The sequence below is a fragment of the Formosa algae genome, assembly GCF_001439665.1.
Classification (GTDB): domain Bacteria; phylum Bacteroidota; class Bacteroidia; order Flavobacteriales; family Flavobacteriaceae; genus Formosa; species Formosa algae.
This window is the reverse complement of record NZ_LMAK01000019.1, coordinates 89,349-106,289: the sequence shown is the minus strand read 5'-3', so window position 1 is coordinate 106,289 and position 16,941 is coordinate 89,349. Positions and strand designations below refer to the sequence as shown.

General features: G+C 34.2%; 16 protein-coding genes. 8 read left to right on the top strand and 8 right to left on the bottom strand.

Annotation, left to right across the window (positions count from 1 at the left end; translation table 11 throughout):
• Positions 1–50 precede the first annotated feature (50 nt).
• The 5 genes from porL to AST99_RS07940 all read right to left on the bottom strand — a co-directional run bounded on the left by porL (position 51) and on the right by AST99_RS07940 (position 6,902).
• Positions 51–698 carry a type IX secretion system motor protein PorL/GldL gene (gene porL, locus AST99_RS07960; protein WP_057781189.1) on the bottom strand — a complete coding sequence of 216 codons (648 nt, stop codon included), beginning with the start codon at positions 696–698 and terminating at the stop codon, positions 51–53.
• A 79-nt stretch (positions 699–777) separates the two neighbouring features.
• Complete coding sequence (gene porK / locus AST99_RS07955) at positions 778–2,139, bottom strand: T9SS ring complex lipoprotein PorK/GldK (protein WP_057781291.1); 1,362 nt, start codon at positions 2,137–2,139, stop codon at positions 778–780.
• 164 nt (positions 2,140–2,303) lie between these two features.
• Positions 2,304–3,473, bottom strand: coding sequence for a formimidoylglutamase (locus AST99_RS07950; protein WP_057781186.1), 1,170 nt, complete (start codon positions 3,471–3,473; stop codon positions 2,304–2,306).
• A 3-nt stretch (positions 3,474–3,476) separates the two neighbouring features.
• On the bottom strand, positions 3,477–6,002 hold the full coding sequence (gene topA, locus AST99_RS07945) for a type I DNA topoisomerase (RefSeq protein WP_057781183.1): 2,526 nt from the start codon (positions 6,000–6,002) through the stop codon (positions 3,477–3,479).
• A 138-nt stretch (positions 6,003–6,140) separates the two neighbouring features.
• Positions 6,141–6,902, bottom strand: a complete 762-nt coding sequence (locus tag AST99_RS07940; protein WP_057781288.1) for a hypothetical protein — start codon at positions 6,900–6,902, stop codon at positions 6,141–6,143.
• A gap of 138 nt (positions 6,903–7,040) precedes the next feature.
• Here AST99_RS07940 and miaB point away from each other — a divergent pair, with 138 nt between their 5' ends.
• From miaB to groL, 7 genes are all read left to right on the top strand, one after another.
• Positions 7,041–8,483 (top strand): tRNA (N6-isopentenyl adenosine(37)-C2)-methylthiotransferase MiaB, encoded by a 1,443-nt coding sequence (gene miaB, locus AST99_RS07935; RefSeq protein WP_057781181.1) that lies wholly within the window; start codon positions 7,041–7,043, stop codon positions 8,481–8,483.
• A 41-nt stretch (positions 8,484–8,524) separates the two neighbouring features.
• Positions 8,525–9,793, top strand: a complete 1,269-nt coding sequence (locus tag AST99_RS07930; RefSeq protein ID WP_057781178.1) for a sigma-54 interaction domain-containing protein — start codon at positions 8,525–8,527, stop codon at positions 9,791–9,793.
• Positions 9,794–9,796: 3 nt separating this feature from the next.
• Positions 9,797–10,303 (top strand): LptE family protein, encoded by a 507-nt coding sequence (locus AST99_RS07925; RefSeq protein ID WP_057781175.1) that lies wholly within the window; start codon positions 9,797–9,799, stop codon positions 10,301–10,303.
• 2 nt (positions 10,304–10,305) lie between these two features.
• Positions 10,306–11,373 carry a hypothetical protein gene (locus AST99_RS07920; RefSeq protein WP_057781285.1) on the top strand — a complete coding sequence of 356 codons (1,068 nt, stop codon included), beginning with the start codon at positions 10,306–10,308 and terminating at the stop codon, positions 11,371–11,373.
• Positions 11,373–11,729 (top strand): preprotein translocase subunit SecG, encoded by a 357-nt coding sequence (gene secG / locus AST99_RS07915; protein ID WP_057781172.1) that lies wholly within the window; start codon positions 11,373–11,375, stop codon positions 11,727–11,729. Before AST99_RS07920 ends, secG begins: the two co-directional genes overlap by 1 nt.
• A gap of 150 nt (positions 11,730–11,879) precedes the next feature.
• Positions 11,880–12,158: a co-chaperone GroES gene (locus tag AST99_RS07910; protein ID WP_057781169.1), complete on the top strand. Its 279-nt coding sequence runs from the start codon at positions 11,880–11,882 to the stop codon at positions 12,156–12,158.
• Positions 12,159–12,260: 102 nt separating this feature from the next.
• Positions 12,261–13,889, top strand: coding sequence for a chaperonin GroEL (gene groL / locus AST99_RS07905; RefSeq protein ID WP_057781166.1), 1,629 nt, complete (start codon positions 12,261–12,263; stop codon positions 13,887–13,889).
• Positions 13,890–13,963: 74 nt separating this feature from the next.
• On the opposite strand, the gene AST99_RS07900 is transcribed toward groL, so the two are convergent.
• A complete protein-coding gene (locus AST99_RS07900; protein WP_057781163.1) occupies positions 13,964–14,395 on the bottom strand; it encodes an exosortase F system-associated membrane protein in 432 nt (143 codons plus the stop codon).
• The gene (xrtF, locus tag AST99_RS07895; protein ID WP_069727822.1) at positions 14,373–14,939 is read right to left on the bottom strand and encodes an exosortase family protein XrtF; all 567 of its coding nucleotides are present in this window, start codon (positions 14,937–14,939) and stop codon (positions 14,373–14,375) included. The genes AST99_RS07900 and xrtF overlap by 23 nt, the downstream gene beginning before the upstream one ends.
• Positions 14,940–15,029: 90 nt before the next feature.
• On the opposite strand from xrtF, the gene AST99_RS07890 reads away from it, so the two are divergent.
• Entirely contained in the window at positions 15,030–15,488 is a 459-nt protein-coding gene (locus tag AST99_RS07890) for a GAF domain-containing protein (RefSeq protein ID WP_057781160.1), read from the top strand.
• Positions 15,489–15,625: 137 nt separating this feature from the next.
• Here the strand turns inward: AST99_RS07890 and AST99_RS07885 are convergent, their stop codons facing one another.
• Complete coding sequence (locus AST99_RS07885) at positions 15,626–16,876, bottom strand: ABC transporter permease (RefSeq protein WP_057781158.1); 1,251 nt, start codon at positions 16,874–16,876, stop codon at positions 15,626–15,628.
• Positions 16,877–16,941: the final 65 nt, after the last annotated feature.

The following is a 16,941-nucleotide window of genomic DNA, read 5'->3' as shown; positions in this document are numbered from 1 at the left end:
AATTAGTTTTTAAGTTAATAATGTATAGAACTTTATATTCTAATTAGTGATTATTTTTTTACCATTGCAGAAAGCATTCCACCGTATACACCGTTTAAAGATGATAAGTTAGACGCTAATGATTGCATTTGTTCTTTTAATTTTTGAGCGTTTTCTACAGACTCTTTGTTGATTGAAGTTTGACGACTTGCACTCTCTAATTGTACTTTATAAAGACTGTTTAAAGATTCCATTTGAGATGCAGCGATAGACATTTCTTCTCCGTATTTTTTAGTAGAAGCGATAGAATCGATAGTTGGGTTAATACCTTTAGCAGCGCCTTCGAAGTTTTTAATGCTTGTACCTAAACTTGCCATTAAGTTTGCATCGATTTTAGCGTCTTTTAATAAGTTATCTAATTTTTTAGATAATAAACCTTCAGCATCTTTAGGCTCTTCTTTTTTACCTTTTGCAGTAGGTGCTCCACCTGCTAATTCAGGATAAACTTTAGACCAGTCTAATTCGTCATCTACTGGTTCGAATGCAGATATTGCGAAAATAATTGCTTCTGCAACAAGACCAATTGTTAACATTAAGTTACCCGTAATTGGACCAAATTCAATGTGAGTAATCTTAAATAGTGCTCCAATAATTACTACTGATGCTCCAAGACCGTAGGCCATGTTTATAAATCTTTTTCCTGCTTTTGATTGTGCCATAATTTCTAATTTTTTTTGTTTTAAGGTGTCTCCTTAAAAGGTTGATTAATAATGATTAAGTTAAGGTTAAGTTAAATAATTATCTTGCTGAGTTACTTGTAATGTCTGTTCCCATATAATCTTGAACAGTTCTAAATCCAATATAACTTCTTGCTGAATCAGCATATTCGTAGTCTCTTGAGCTTACTTGTAAAAAGTAGGCTACATCTTTCCAAGATCCACCACGCACAACTTTACGTTGATTAGAGTTGTCGTTTACAATTGGGTTAATTGTTGATGAATACTCGTATGAAGCTGGATCGTAAGATGAGTAAACCCATTCTGCGACATTACCAGCCATGTTGTATAAGTTAAAATCGTTTGGTTCGTAAGATTTAGCTTCAACAGTATATAAAGCTTGATCTGCTGCATAGTCACCTCTTAAAGGTTTAAAGTTTGCTAAGAAACATCCTCTATCATCTTTAGCGTAAGGTCCTCCCCATGGGAAAGTTGCAGCTTGAAGACCACCACGAGCAGCATACTCCCACTCTGCTTCAGATGGCAATCTGAAAGAGTTTACGTATTGCTTTCTTTTATCTTTTTGGTAAGCATTTTTATATAATGTTCTCCATTGACAGAATGCATTAGCTTGTTTCCAGCTTACACCTACTACAGGATATTCTCCATAAGCATCGTGCCAGAAATAATCGTTATGCATTGGCTCGTTATAAGAGTAAGAGAAATCTCTAATCCAAGCAGTAGTATCTGGATAGACCTCTACTTCTTCTTGCACAATAACATCACTACGTTTAAGATCTCTGTTTTTAGCCGCTTTTTGTATATCTAAATACGTGTATTGAAATTTGAATTTATTTACATCCCAAGTACGTTGTCCGTTATAAGACTCTTCTAAAGGAATATGCATAGAATCCATAACTTCAGCGTAAAGCTCGTCTGGGTAATCGGCTTCGTCATAAATAAGATCTACACGCTTATTTAATTTTCTTCCTTCATTACCTGTTGGACCTAATCCGCTATAGTTATCTAACATATACTTTTCATATACAGTCATACTAGCGGTGTCAGCATCGGTAAATGCAAATTCACCAATTCCTCCATCTTCAGGAGTTTTTCCAACTTCGTCTGCTAAAACGGCTAATTTAGTTCTAACAATAGAATCGCGAACCCAATTTACAAATTGTCTGTATTCACCATTTGTAATTTCAGTCTCATCCATATAGAATGCACGCACTGTTACTGTTTTAGAAGGCGCATCTTGTATGCCTGCTAAATCGTCATCAGCTTTACCCATTATAAAAGACCCACCAGGAACTAATGCCATTCCGTAAGGTTTTTCTGGATGCCACCTTTTTCCTTGAACTCCAATAAGCTCACCCCTATCACCGGAGCCACAACTCATTATTACTGTTAAAACAACTGTTAATAATACTAATTTTTTCATATCCATAGAAAACTTGAGGTTATAATTGGTACCTAAATTTTAAGACTGTAAACATATTTATATATTTTCTAAAAAACAATTTTTTTGAGGAAAAATTAATCATTTCATCGTAAAAAAGTGCTTTTAGTCGATAGCCACTGCGTTTCGTCTATCTTTTTTGTCATTTAAACGCAATTTTTTTGATATGCTTTGAACCAACGTTGAGGAATTTGATTGTTACATGCATCTAAATAGTCTTGATGCATACACGGTAATAACGTGTGTCTTTTTAATTTATTATTGATTTCATTTAAAAAAGGGATCTCAATCCACCAGCGTCCAGTCTTGATGCTTTTGTAAAAATTGAGTTCTTGGGAGTCGACTAAGGTAATAAATTTTTGGTAAATATGCTCGTCTTTAAAATCACTATCTTCAACTCTATTATTCAGGCCTTCAATAAAGTACCAAATCATTTGAGAGATTAAGACACAAGTGATCTCATCGTCTTGCGAAGGCTTGTATTCAAATAGCCCAAGCGCGCTTACCTTATTACTAATACCAGCGTATCTTGTAATAGCGCATATTTCTTTACCGTCTAAACCATTTGGGGAGACCTTTTGGTTTAAACTTACTTCTGAGGCTTTAATAGAGCCTAAATCTACAGTCACAATATTTGCATCTCGCATCACTGGCTCTACTAACGTAATGTCGTTAGATACCTGCCCTAAGCGATAGGCTTCAAAATATAATGTTTCCATCAAGTCTATTTCTTCTTGAGAATTGAAATAGGTTTGATAGCCAATAGTAGCATAATTAAATAAGTTGTAAGGTTCTTCTAAGATAATTTTCCCTACATAACTTGTATTCTTAATGGGTTGTGTTAAATCGCCTAAATCAAAATTACTATCTACATTTACAAGATTAACCATTGGTATAATCTTATCGAAGGCACGATACATTGGGTAAGTAAGATCTTGACTTCCGCCAAGAACAACAGGAATAATATTTAGTTTTACTAACTCGGAAACGGTTTCTTTTAAAGCGTAATACGTATCTTCTACAGTTTCTCCTTTATATATATCGCCTAAATCGGCCATGGTTGTACACCAATTGCCTGGATATAATTTATAGAATGCATTACGGACTTCGTTTAAATTGAAATCTTCACCTATATAATTAACATCGTTACGATTCTCTAAAACACCCAATAGTACAATTTCAACTCCTTCTAGATTTGGAATACCGTGTTGTTTAGAATGTATTTTTATTTTTTTTCCGATGGCTTGTGGCGATAATAACTCTGTATACGCTACTACGACATCGGGTACTGGAGCCAAAAAATTAAGGTCGGCCATGAATTATTTCTTTTTAGCAGTGGTTGTCTTTTTTGCTGGAGCCTTTTTCTTAGTGGCTGCTTTCTTTTTAGCTGGAGCTTTACGTTTAGGCGTTTTAGCCTCTATTAACGCTTTTGCTTTATCTAAAGTTAGCTTTGTTGCATCTACTGTTTTATCTAATTCTACTTTAATTTTTCCTTTAATAACATTGTGTCTTCCCCAACGCGCTTTCTCTACACGAATACCTTCATCTTCCCAGTTGTGAACGACTTTATCAATCTCTTTCTGAATTTTTTCTTCAATTAACGTCACAATATCATCATCAGATAAATTATCCCAATCATACTTCTTGTTTACGTTAATAAACATATTGTTCCATTTTATAAATGGCCCAAAACGCCCTTTACCTTTCTGTACAGGCAAATCGTTATACATATATATAGGAGCATCTGCTTCTTGTTTCTCTTTTATTAAAACAATAGCATCTTCTAACTCTACACTTAACGCATCTACACCTTTTGGCAAGGACACATAAGCATCTCCAAATTTAACATATGGTCCGAAACGTCCGTTATTCACAACAACCGGAAGATCTTCGTACACCCCTAAATCTTTAGGAAGTTTAAATAAATCTAACGCTTCTTCAAACGTAATGGTATTTAATTGTTGGTCTGGAGACAAACTTGCAAATATTTTATCTTCTTCTTCAGCTGCTCCTATTTGAGCCATTGGACCGAATTTTCCTAAACGCACACTAACTTGACGTCCTGTTTTAGGATCTGTTCCAAGGATGCGTTCTCCAGATTCACGATCTGCATTTTCTTGAACATCTTTAACATGCGGATGAAATTTAGCATAAAACGTCTTCATCATCTCTGTCCAATTCTCTTTCCCTTCAGCAATATCATCAAAATCTTCTTCAACTTTTGCTGTAAAGTTATAATCTAAGATGCTTTCAAAATGATTCACTAAAAAGTCGGTTACAATCATTCCAATATCTGTAGGTACTAACTTCCCTTTATCAGATCCTACTTTTTCTATAAGTAATGCATCTTTAACTTCTCCAGCTTTTAATGTAATTTGGGTATACTCACGCTCTACGCCTTCCACAGTACCTTTCTCAACATAATTTCTGTTTTGAATGGTTGAAATAGTTGGTGCATACGTAGACGGACGACCAATACCTAACTCTTCTAACTTCTTTACTAAAGAAGCTTCAGTATATCTGTAAGGCGGTCTTGTATAACGTTCTGTAGCTGTAATGTATTCGTTTAAAAGTGTTTCGTTTACTTTCATTGCAGGCAACATTCCTTCTTGTTCAGAATCTTCGTCGTCTGTTCCTTCTAAATACACTTTTAAAAACCCTTCAAACGTAATAACTTCTCCGTTTGCAGAGAATAATTCTTTATGTGTTGAAGCTGAAATTTTAACGCTAGTACGTTCTAATTGCGCTTCACTCATTTGCGATGCGATGGCACGTTTCCAAATCAGTTCATATAAACGTGCTTGATCACGATCAATATCTACAGAATGCAATGCAAAATCTGTTGGTCGGATGGCTTCGTGAGCTTCTTGTGCGCCTTTAGCCTTTCCTTTATAATTACGTTCTTTAGCGTATTTTTTTCCGTAAGCATTTTCAATTTCTGCTTTCGCTCCTTTTCTTGCTTCGTCAGATAAATTCACACTATCTGTTCTCATATAAGTAATCAAACCGGCTTCGTATAAACGTTGTGCCATAGTCATAGTTTTACTTACTGAAAAATATAATTTACGTGCTGCTTCTTGTTGAAGTGTTGATGTTGTAAATGGTGCCGCTGGAGATTTTTTAGCGGGTTTCTTTTCTAAATCGGCTACTTTAAAATCGGCAGACACATTAGCTTCTAAAAATTTAAAAGCCTCTGCTTTTGATGTGAATGATTTTGGTAACTTAGCTTTAAATGATTGTCCGCTTTCATTAGAAAATTCTGCATCAATTCTATAAGATGCTACAGCTTTAAAATCTTGAATTTCACGTTCGCGTTCTACAATTAATCTTACAGAAACTGACTGTACACGTCCGGCAGATAACCCACCTTTTACTTTACGCCATAATACTGGAGATAATTCGTAACCAACAATTCTATCCAGCACACGACGGGCTTGTTGCGCATCGACTAAATGATAGTCTATACCACGCGGATTCTCTATTGCTTTTTGAATTGCTGTTTTAGTAATCTCGTGAAAAACAATACGTTTCGTTTTATTTTTATCTAATTTTAAAGTCTCGGCTAAATGCCAAGCAATAGCCTCACCCTCGCGATCCTCATCACTTGCTAGCCAAACCATTTCGGCCTTCTTAGATAAATCTCTAAGCTTTTTAACAACTGCTTTCTTATCGGAGGAAACTTCGTATTTCGGACTAAAATCACCGTCAACATCTACCCCTAATTCTTTAGAAGGCAAATCGGCAATATGACCAAAACTTGACTCTACTTTATAATCTTTACCTAAAAATTTTTCGATCGTTTTCGCCTTTGCAGGTGACTCCACTATTACTAAATTCTTCGCCATTTTTATTTTTTTGGTGCTACAAATGTATATCAAAAAAGCAACATCATCCTAATTTTATGAGTATTCAGTACGATGAAAGGTTAAAAACTTCGATTTTGAACCTCTATTTTTTCAACTTAATTATTAAAATTTTACGAATTATGCTAAGGTTTCAATGGAAACAGTTTCGTCTTCTGAATTTTCAAACCCAATTACCTCCTTATAAATTATATATAAAGGTATATATGCGAAAGACACAGTTACAAACACGCCTATAAAACACATCATAACCCCAATAATCTCTGCCAAAAACCCACAGACTACCATTAAACCAAATGCAATTAACCACTTTTTTGTACCCAATTTAAAACTGGCTTTTATAATATCTGAGACACTCTGATCTGGATTAAACGCAAAAACCACATTAATAAACGACAATGGGATGATAGCATAAAACAAAGGCAATACAAACAACAATGTTGCAAGTAAAGAAATTAGCATAATGACTACAGAGAGCACTATTAATTTCATGAAATACGGTTTTTTGAAATAATAAAAATAATCATCAGACACTAAAGCTCCAGAATCTTTGAGCTTACAGATTCTATAAAATGCCGATCTCATTCCAATACTTACTGCTGAGGCTACAGTACCAAAACACATAAAAAACAACACCATTCCTATAATAAATAACGGGTTTACACTGTCATTAGCGTGAATCATTTCAGGATTTATACTTAATGCGATTAGAGGTATATATATAATAAGGTAAAAAGGAATAATGATAACAACGGTAAGTAGTAATGTGACTAAACCTTGTAGCCATACTTTTTTAAAAAGTTCTATCGATTCACTAAAAATAATTCCGAAATCTAAAGATTTTGCCTGATTTACTTTTGTTTCAAATTCGTTTATAAACATATGGTTGGGTTTTGTTACGCCTAAAGGACGCATATTTTAACAAAATTACTAGAAAAATTAAACTGACACTTTGTCATAAACTTAATTTTAATTGTATCTTTGCAAACTTATTGACTGATACTTATTTTCAGCAACATTATGGAGAAGACAATTGACGAAAGCAAACAAGGAGAAGCCCTTGTATTAGACCAAAAGAAAGAAAATTCACGTAAACTTTTTATAGAAAGCTATGGCTGTTCTATGAATTTTAGTGACAGCGAAATAGTTGCATCTATACTACATAACCAAGGTTATAACACAACTCAAAATTTAGAAGACGCCGATTTAGTACTAGTAAACACTTGTTCTATTAGAGATAAAGCAGAACTTACTATACGTAAACGTCTTGAAAAATACAATGCCGTAAAACGCATTAACCCAGGGATGAAAGTAGGCGTTTTAGGCTGTATGGCAGAACGTCTTAAAAGTAAATTCTTAGAAGAAGAAAAAATTGTAGACCTCGTTGTGGGGCCAGATGCCTATAAAGATTTACCCAACTTACTTGCAGAAGTAGATGAAGGTAGAGATGCCATAAATGTTATTTTATCTAAAGATGAAACCTACGGAGACATCTCTCCTGTACGCCTAAATAGTAATGGTGTAAGTGCATTTGTATCTATTACTAGAGGTTGCGATAACATGTGCACCTTTTGCGTAGTACCATTTACACGTGGACGCGAACGTAGCCGCGAACCTCAAAGTATTTTAGAAGAAATACAAGATTTATGGAGCCGTGGTTTTAAAGAAATTACACTTCTTGGTCAGAACGTAGACAGCTATTTATGGTATGGCGGCGGACTTAAAAAAGATTTTGAAAAAGCGACAGACATGCAAGTTGCGACAGCGGTTAATTTTGCGAAACTTTTAGAATTATGTGCGAAAGCGTATCCTAAAATGCGTATTCGCTTCTCGACATCTAATCCACAAGATTTAACACTAGATGTTATTGAAACCATGGCCAAATACAAAAACATTTGCAACCATATTCATTTACCGGTTCAAAGTGGAAGTAACCGTATTCTTAAAGCCATGAACCGTTTACACACACGCGAAGAATATTTTGAATTAATAGACAATATTCGTCGCATCCTTCCAGATTGTTCTATAAGTCAGGACATGATTACCGGATTCCCTACAGAAACAGAACAAGACCATCAAGACACTTTGAGTCTTATGGACTATGTAAAATATAATTTCGGATATATGTTTTATTATTCTGAACGTCCAGGGACTTTGGCAGAACGTAAAATGGAAGATGATATCCCATTAGAAATTAAAAAGAAACGTTTAGACGATGTAGTACAACTACAGCGTAAACACAGCGAATTTAGAACCAAAGCGTATGTAAATACGGAAGTTGAAGTACTTATAGAACGATCGTCTAAAAAATCAGACCAACATTGGTCGGGAAGAACATCGCAAAATATTGTTGCTGTTTTCCCTAAAGCCGACTTTAAAGTTGGAGATTTTGTAACGGTAAAAATTAACGACTGTACTAGTGCTACACTTATAGGAGAAGGTATAGCATTATCTAATTTATAAGCAAACGTAGACCAACACACTAAAGCTAAATACATTATTATATGGAATCAGTTCAAGCCATAAAACAACGTTTCGGAATTATTGGTAACGACCAGAAACTTAATCGTGCTATAGAAAAAGCCATACAAGTTTCGCCTACGGATATTTCTGTATTAGTTACAGGAGAAAGCGGGGTTGGAAAAGAAAGCATCCCTAAAATAATTCATCAATTATCGCATAGAAAACATGGCAAATATATTGCTGTAAACTGCGGTGCCATTCCTGAAGGCACGATAGACAGTGAACTTTTTGGCCATGAAAAAGGGGCTTTTACTGGAGCAACACAAACCAGATCGGGGTATTTTGAAGTTGCCGATGGCGGAACTATATTTTTAGATGAAGTTGGAGAATTACCACTCACCACACAAGTGCGCTTACTTCGTGTTTTAGAAAATGGAGAATTTATAAAAGTAGGTTCTAGTCAAGTTCAAAAAACAAATGTGCGTATTGTAGCCGCTACAAACGTGAATATGTTTGAAGCCATTAAAAAAGGGAAATTTAGAGAAGATTTGTACTACCGTTTAAGTACGATAGAAATTCACTTGCCACCTTTACGCGATCGTCAAGACGATATTCATTTATTGTTCAGAAAATTTGCTAGTGATTTTGCTCTAAAATACAAAATGCCAACAATAAAACTAACAGACGATGCTACTTTACAACTTTTAAAGTTTAGATGGAACGGTAATATCCGTCAGTTAAGAAACGTGGCTGAACAAATTTCTGTTTTAGAAGAAAACAGAACGATTAACGGACAAACTATTCGTGGTTATTTACCAAATACAGCTACAAATTTACCCGCTGTGATATCGAATACAAAATCAGACTCTGACTTTAGTAGTGAGCGCGAAATACTTTACAAAGTGTTATTTGATATGAAAGCAGATTTAAACGACCTTAAAAAGTTAACTGCCGAATTGATGAAACATGGCAACGATAAAGATGTGCAGAAAAATAACGAAAGTCTAATTCAGAAAATATATGGAGACGAGTCTGATGCCGAATACGACGAGACAGAAGACGATTTAGAAATCCTTTCTATACCAGAACCAACACCTACATCTTTAGTAGATCCTTCTATAAACCCGTTAGATAAATATCATTTTGCTGAAGAAATTCAGGAAGAAGAAACCTTATCTTTACAAGACAAAGAGTTAGAGCTTATTAAAAAATCATTGGAACGCCACCAAGGAAAACGTAAATTGGCAGCCGCAGAATTAGGAATTAGCGAGCGCACTTTATATAGAAAAATTAAACAGTACGATTTATAAATCATGACTATAAAACACTATTTTATCCTTTTAATCACAGCTTTAAGCTTTACAGCATGTGGTTCGTATTCGTTTACTGGAGCAAAAGTTAATTCGAATACAAAAACCTTTCAGGTTAATTATTTTCAGAATAATGCCGCTTTAATAGAACCTGGATTAGATTTAGATTTCACTAATGCATTAACAGATTTACTTATAAATCAGACCAGTTTAGACAATGTAAAATCTAACGGAGATTTGGTTTACGAAGGTGAAATTGTAGAATACAGAATTTCCCCAACAACAGCAACTGCCGATGATACTGCAGCACAAAACCGTTTAACCATTTCGGTAAACGTTCGTTTTTATAATAAACAAGATGAAGAAGCTGAGTTTGAAAAACGTTTTTCATTCTTTTATGATTACGATGGTACCTCGCAACTTATTGGTACAATAAAAACAACAGCTATAGAAGAAATATTCGACCAAATAACTCAAGACATATTTAATGCGTCTTTAGCGCAATGGTAACCATGACAAGCACAGATTTTTCACACATATTACAAGAACCAGAAGCCTTAATACCGGAACAAGCTGGACATTTAAAAAGTATTATAGAAGAATTTCCATACTTTCAGCCAGCTCGTGCACTATATTTAAAAGGTTTAAAAACCAACGAAAGCTTTAAATACAATCAAGAATTAAAAACCACGGCGGCATACACTACCGATCGTAGTATTTTATTCGACTTTATTACCTCTGAAGCATTTGTTCAAAATGAAATTTCTCAATTTATAAAACAAAACACTCTACACTTAAAAAATATAGATGTAGATGTGGTTGACATATCTGTTGGCAGTAGTAAAACTGGAGACGATATAATAGACCAACATATTGAGGATACACAAGGGGTGTTAGACCCAGAATTATTTCAGCCAAAAATAACACCCGCAAAATTAGTTCATTTTACAGAAGAACATTCTGAAGCTTTAGAAAACACTAGCCAAGCTAATTCTGATAAACAAGTCACAAAAGCAGAAGACGTTGTTACCTCTGAAGAAACTCCAGAAACTATTTTAGAAATAGGTAAACCCTTAGATTTCAATAATAATGAAACCCATTCCTTTAACGAGTGGCTAAAGCTAACGTCTTTTAATCCTGTTAATCGTTCAGAGACACAACCTACTCCACCTAATCAAGATGTAGAAGATATTAAGGTAGCAGAAGAAGACATTGTAACTATTGCACCACAAAGCATTCTGCCAAAAGCTGAAGTTCCAAAGCAAGAACCAGAACACATAACACCTTCTCCAGAACAAGTTAAAAAGTTTGCTTTAATAGATAAATTTATATCTACAAACCCCAAAATCGATCCTAAAAAATCTTCGGGAGTATCGCAGAATTTAGCAGAGTCGCATGTGCTACAACCTGAATCTCTGATGACAGAGACTTTAGCTAGAATTTATGTCGAACAAAAAAACTACAAAAAGGCAATTCAATCTTATAACATATTAAGTTTGAAATATCCAGAAAAAAGTGGTTTCTTTGCAGACCGAATTAAAGCAGTAAAACAAATACAAGAACAAAATAAGAAGAACTAATGAGTACGTTTACAATATTTTTATTCCTAATCGTTGTAGTAGCATTTTTATTAATCGTAGTAATTATGGTACAAAACCCTAAAGGAGGTGGATTATCTTCTTCTCTTGGAGGAGGCAGTTCTCAACAAATTGGTGGTGTCAAAAAGACCACTGACTTTTTAGATAAAAGTACATGGACATTAGCTGGAGTAATGTTAGTTTTAATTTTATTATCTAACGTTGCAATAAACAGAGGTTCTGGAACATTAGAATCTAAAGCATTAGATACTGAAACTACAGCACAACCTTTACCTATTACAGCTCCTGCTGCACCAGCAACTACACCTGTTACACCAACAGAAGACGCTGCAGAATAAACAACATATACTCATATATATACTATTAAAAATGCCAACTTTTACAGTTGGCATTTTTTGTTGCTGAAAGTTTGTCAGTCCAATAGACTTGGCACAATTTTCGAAATACATACAATCATAAAAATTAATCTATTTTAAAATTATAATAACATGAGTAAAGTAAACATCACACCACTTGCAGACCGCGTTCTGGTTGAACCACTTCCTGCAGAAACTCAAACAGCATCAGGATTATTTATTCCAGATTCAGCTCAAGAAAAACAACACAAAGGAATTGTTGTTGCTGTTGGTACCGGTAAAAAAGATGAACCACTTACTGTAAAAATTGGCGACAAAGTTCTTTACGGAAAGTACTCTGGTTCTGAATTAAAATTAGAAGGTACAGATTTCCTAATGATGCGTGAAGACGACATTATGGCAATTATCTAATTTTTATTTCCTAAAACGAAATTCTTCAAAACAAACGCATAACACAAGTTAAACAGTTAAGCATAAGCCAACCGCTTTTATGCTTAAAGAAAAAATAATAAAATGGCAAAAGATATAAAATTTGATATTGAAGCACGCGACGGTTTAAAACGTGGTGTAGACGCACTAGCAAATGCAGTAAAGGTAACTTTAGGACCAAAAGGTCGTAATGTAATTATCGGTCGTTCTTTCGGAGCACCAGTTGTAACTAAAGATGGTGTTTCTGTAGCTAAAGAAATCGAATTAGAAGACGCTCTTGAGAACATGGGAGCACAAATGGTAAAAGAAGTAGCTTCTAAAACCAACGACTTAGCTGGAGACGGAACAACTACCGCTACAGTTTTAGCTCAAGCTATTGTTAAAGAAGGACTTAAAAACGTTGCCGCAGGTGCAAACCCTATGGATTTAAAACGTGGTATCGACAAGGCTGTTGAAGCTATTGTTGCAGACCTTGCAAAACAAACACAACAAGTTGGAGATTCTTCAGATAAAATTAAACAAGTTGCAGCAATTTCTGCTAACAACGACGATGTTATTGGAGATCTAATCGCTTTAGCTTTTGGAAAAGTTGGTAAAGAAGGTGTAATCACTGTTGAAGAAGCTAAAGGAACAGATACATATGTAGATGTTGTTGAAGGTATGCAATTTGACAGAGGATATTTATCGCCTTACTTTGTAACAGACAGTGAAAAAATGATCACTGATTTAGACAATCCATACATTTTATTATACGATAAAAAAGTATCTACAATGAAGGATTTATTACCAGTTCTTGAGCCAGTTGCTCAATCAGGTAAGCCTTTATTAATTATTGCTGAAGATGTAGATGGTGAAGCACTTGCTACTTTAGTCGTAAATAAATTACGTGGTTCTCTTAAAATTGCAGCTGTAAAAGCACCTGGTTTTGGAGACAGACGTAAAGCAATGCTAGAAGATATCGCAATCTTAACTGGTGGTACTGTAATTTCTGAAGAAAGAGGATTTACTTTAGAAAATGCTACTATTGACATGTTAGGTACTGCAGAGCGTGTTACTATAGATAAAGACAACACAACAGTTGTTAATGGTTCAGGTGAGAAAGACATGATTAAAAATCGTGTAAATCAAATTAAATCTCAAATTGAAGCAACAACTAGCGACTACGATAAAGAAAAACTTCAAGAACGTCTTGCTAAATTAGCAGGTGGTGTGGCTGTACTTTATGTTGGTGCTGCAAGTGAAGTTGAAATGAAAGAGAAAAAAGACCGTGTAGATGATGCTTTACATGCTACGAGAGCAGCTGTAGAAGAAGGTATTGTTGCTGGTGGTGGTGTAGCTTTAGTTAGAGCTAAAGCTGTACTAGAAGCAATTACTACGGTAAACTTAGACGAAACAACAGGGATACAAATTGTAGCTCGTGCTATTGAAGCGCCTTTAAGAACTATTGTTGAAAATGCTGGTGGAGAAGGAAGTGTTGTTGTGTCTAAAGTTTTAGAAGGTGAAGGTAACTTTGGTTACGATGCCAAAACAGAAACATATGTAGATATGCTTGCTGCAGGAATTATCGATCCTAAAAAAGTAACCCGTATTGCATTAGAAAATGCAGCTTCAGTTTCTGGAATGATTTTAACAACAGAGTGTGCTTTAATAGATATTAAAGAAGATGCTCCGGCTATGCCTCCAATGGGTGGTGGTATGCCAGGTATGATGTAATCCTAACATCTTATAAAATTAAAAACCGAAGTCTTAAAAGCTTCGGTTTTTTTATGTTTAAAAAGTATTTTATTTTAGTTCTTAATGTGCTTCTGATAATAGAAAGCAGGTAAAAGCAACAACAATAATAGGGGCTGAATTAAAAATCTACGGATATTAAACAGAAAGAAATAATTATTCTGTTTGGCATGTAAAACTAAAAACAAAAATATAAGTATTAAAATCACATAAGCTACAGCATAAAACACAGCTGAAAATTTTAAAGCGCCAACATTCTTAAAAGCGAAATAAATTATACCCAACGACAATATGGTATTTATAAGGTAACGCAAACTTGTAAATGCCATTAGTTTTAGAGTATCAAAAACAGGAGCATCCAGAAACAAATAATCATTCTTAAAGAATTCTAAAAAAGGATCGTAAAACAAATCTGTTTCAAAAGCTCTTATTAAAACCAAGCCTATAAATAGTAAGAATATAATACTATACCGTTGAATGTTCTGCATATTTCTTTTTAGGTTTCACAACATTATTCACCCAAAATACCCATAATAAAAAAACCATCCCATAAATAATTAAAGGAAATATAACACCATGTATTAAGTGTTCAGATTCTGGGTAATAATATAAGGCTATAGAAATTAGAGCTATTCGCAATACATTAACCATATAAATTAAGGTTGTTCCGGCTAAAACATATAACACCGTTTTTTCAATTGTGGATGCAAATGCCATAATAAACGCCATAAAAAGGATGATAACACTTATAGCATTACAACCTTCAATTACGCGAATAATATAAGTGTCGTTTAAATACAATCTTACCCATTGCTCGCCTTCTTGCAATTGTATAGTAGACTTAAAACCAAAAACATTTAAAACGGCTTGCGATTGTTCTGCCACTTGATAAGTGATATAGTCGGGCTGAAATTGCGTTGTTTTAGATACATCTAAATACCACTTATAACATAGAGACATGATAAAATACACAGCTAAAAACGTGATTACAAAACGAATTACAGGTTTATATGTTTTAAATAAGGTCTTCAAATAAAAGGTATTTATATAAGATGATAAATTTATAAAAATGAAGTTCTATAATCGCTGCTTTTTAAATACTTTTACAAAAAAATCAAAACTATGTCTTTAGCGTCTTTAAAACCTCAAGTAGAAACCATATTAACACAGACAAACAAAACTCTAGACGAACGTCTTTTAGCTGTTTGCGAATTATTAGATCAAGAAGTTTCTTACTATAATTGGGTTGGATTTTACTTTAAAAACGGTGATAAAAATGAGCTTAAACTTGGACCTTACGTTGGTGCACCTACAGACCACACCATTATTCCATTTGGAAAAGGGATTTGCGGACAAGTTGCTGTAAGCAATGAAAACTTTGTTGTACCAGATGTTGCAGCACAAGACAATTATATTGCATGTAGTATTACGGTAAAAGCAGAAATTGTAGTACCATTATTTGTAAATGGCGAAAATGTTGGTCAAATAGATATCGATTCGAATACTCCTGACCCGTTTACTGCTGAAGACGAACGTTTCTTAGAGTTTGTTTGTGCAGAAGTTGCCAAACAACTTGCTTAACTATATAGTATCTTAAATAAAAAAAGTTTCGACTTTAATCATTAAATGATTAAAGTCGAAACTTTTCTATTTGTAATTAGCTTGCATGGTTTAACGAGAGGTATTGTTCACAAATTTAAAACCAGTATGTTTAATATTTACATTCCCGTACGGATAGCTTCAACAGGATCTAGTTTAGAGGCAGAAAGCGCTGGTAAAACTCCTGAAATTAACCCAATAAATGTCGATAAAGAAAATCCGATTAGCATATTCCAAAACGATAAAACAAATTCAAAATCATCTACCGCTAAAGAAGCTACCATAGAAATAATCCACACAAATAGTAGTCCGATTAATCCTCCAATTACAGCTAAAATAATAGCTTCAAATAAAAATTGAAACAGTATAAATTTATTTTTAGCACCTAAAGATTTCTGAATCCCAATTAAATTGGTACGCTCTTTTACACTCACAAACATAATATTTGCAATTCCAAAGCCACCAACTAAAAGAGAGAATCCGCTAATAATCCAGCCTACAAGATTCATGACGCCTATAATATTATCTATAGCATCCGTCATTCCAGATAATTTATTCACGAAAAAATTATCAGGTTCATCAGCCTTTAATCCTCTATGTATTCTAAAACGTTGTTTTAAAACCTGTTCAAAAGCAGCAATATCTACTCCCGCTTCGGGTTTAATTACAATAGCACCAGGAATACCATCTGCGCCACCATTGGTAAATTGTCTCACAAAATTTGAAGGCACAAATGCTTTTTCGTCTGGAGAATCAAAAAGAGAAGATCCTACTTTTTTAAGCACACCTATAACCGTAACTTTTCGGCCATACATACGCACTTGTTTGCCTATCGGATTTTCACTTTCAAATAAATTCTCTGCCAATCCAGCACCTACAACCACAACTGGTGCTCCGGTAGACGATTCGGATTCACTATAAAAACGCCCTTCTCCTATTTTTAAATCTTCAATATCGTAAATACCATAAGATGCTGGAGTAACACCTACATTACTAATCGCATTATCTTGATATTTTATGGTTTCAGAATTTCCAAAAATAACATAAGCACTCGATTTAATATTTGGAATATTTCGATTTACAAATTCGTAATCATCATTTTCTGTTTGTGGGTAATTGTCGCGTTGCCATCTAGGCACTTCTGTAGGCCCAAAAGAATACTTGGTTAAATAAATGGTATTTTTATCTAACCCAGACAACTGGCTTTTAATACTTTGATCTAAAGAATCTACTGCGGCTAATACTGCTATAATAGAAAATATACCAATAGTCACTCCTAAAAGAGACAAAAATGTTCTTAATTTATTGTTTCGTAAAGCATTAATAGCAAACGAAAAACTTTCTTTAAAAAGTCTTAAATATAAAATCATTTAGAAGTGCTTTTATTAAAAATTCTGAGATTTAAAGATATGACGTTTAAATTATAGTTTTGTTA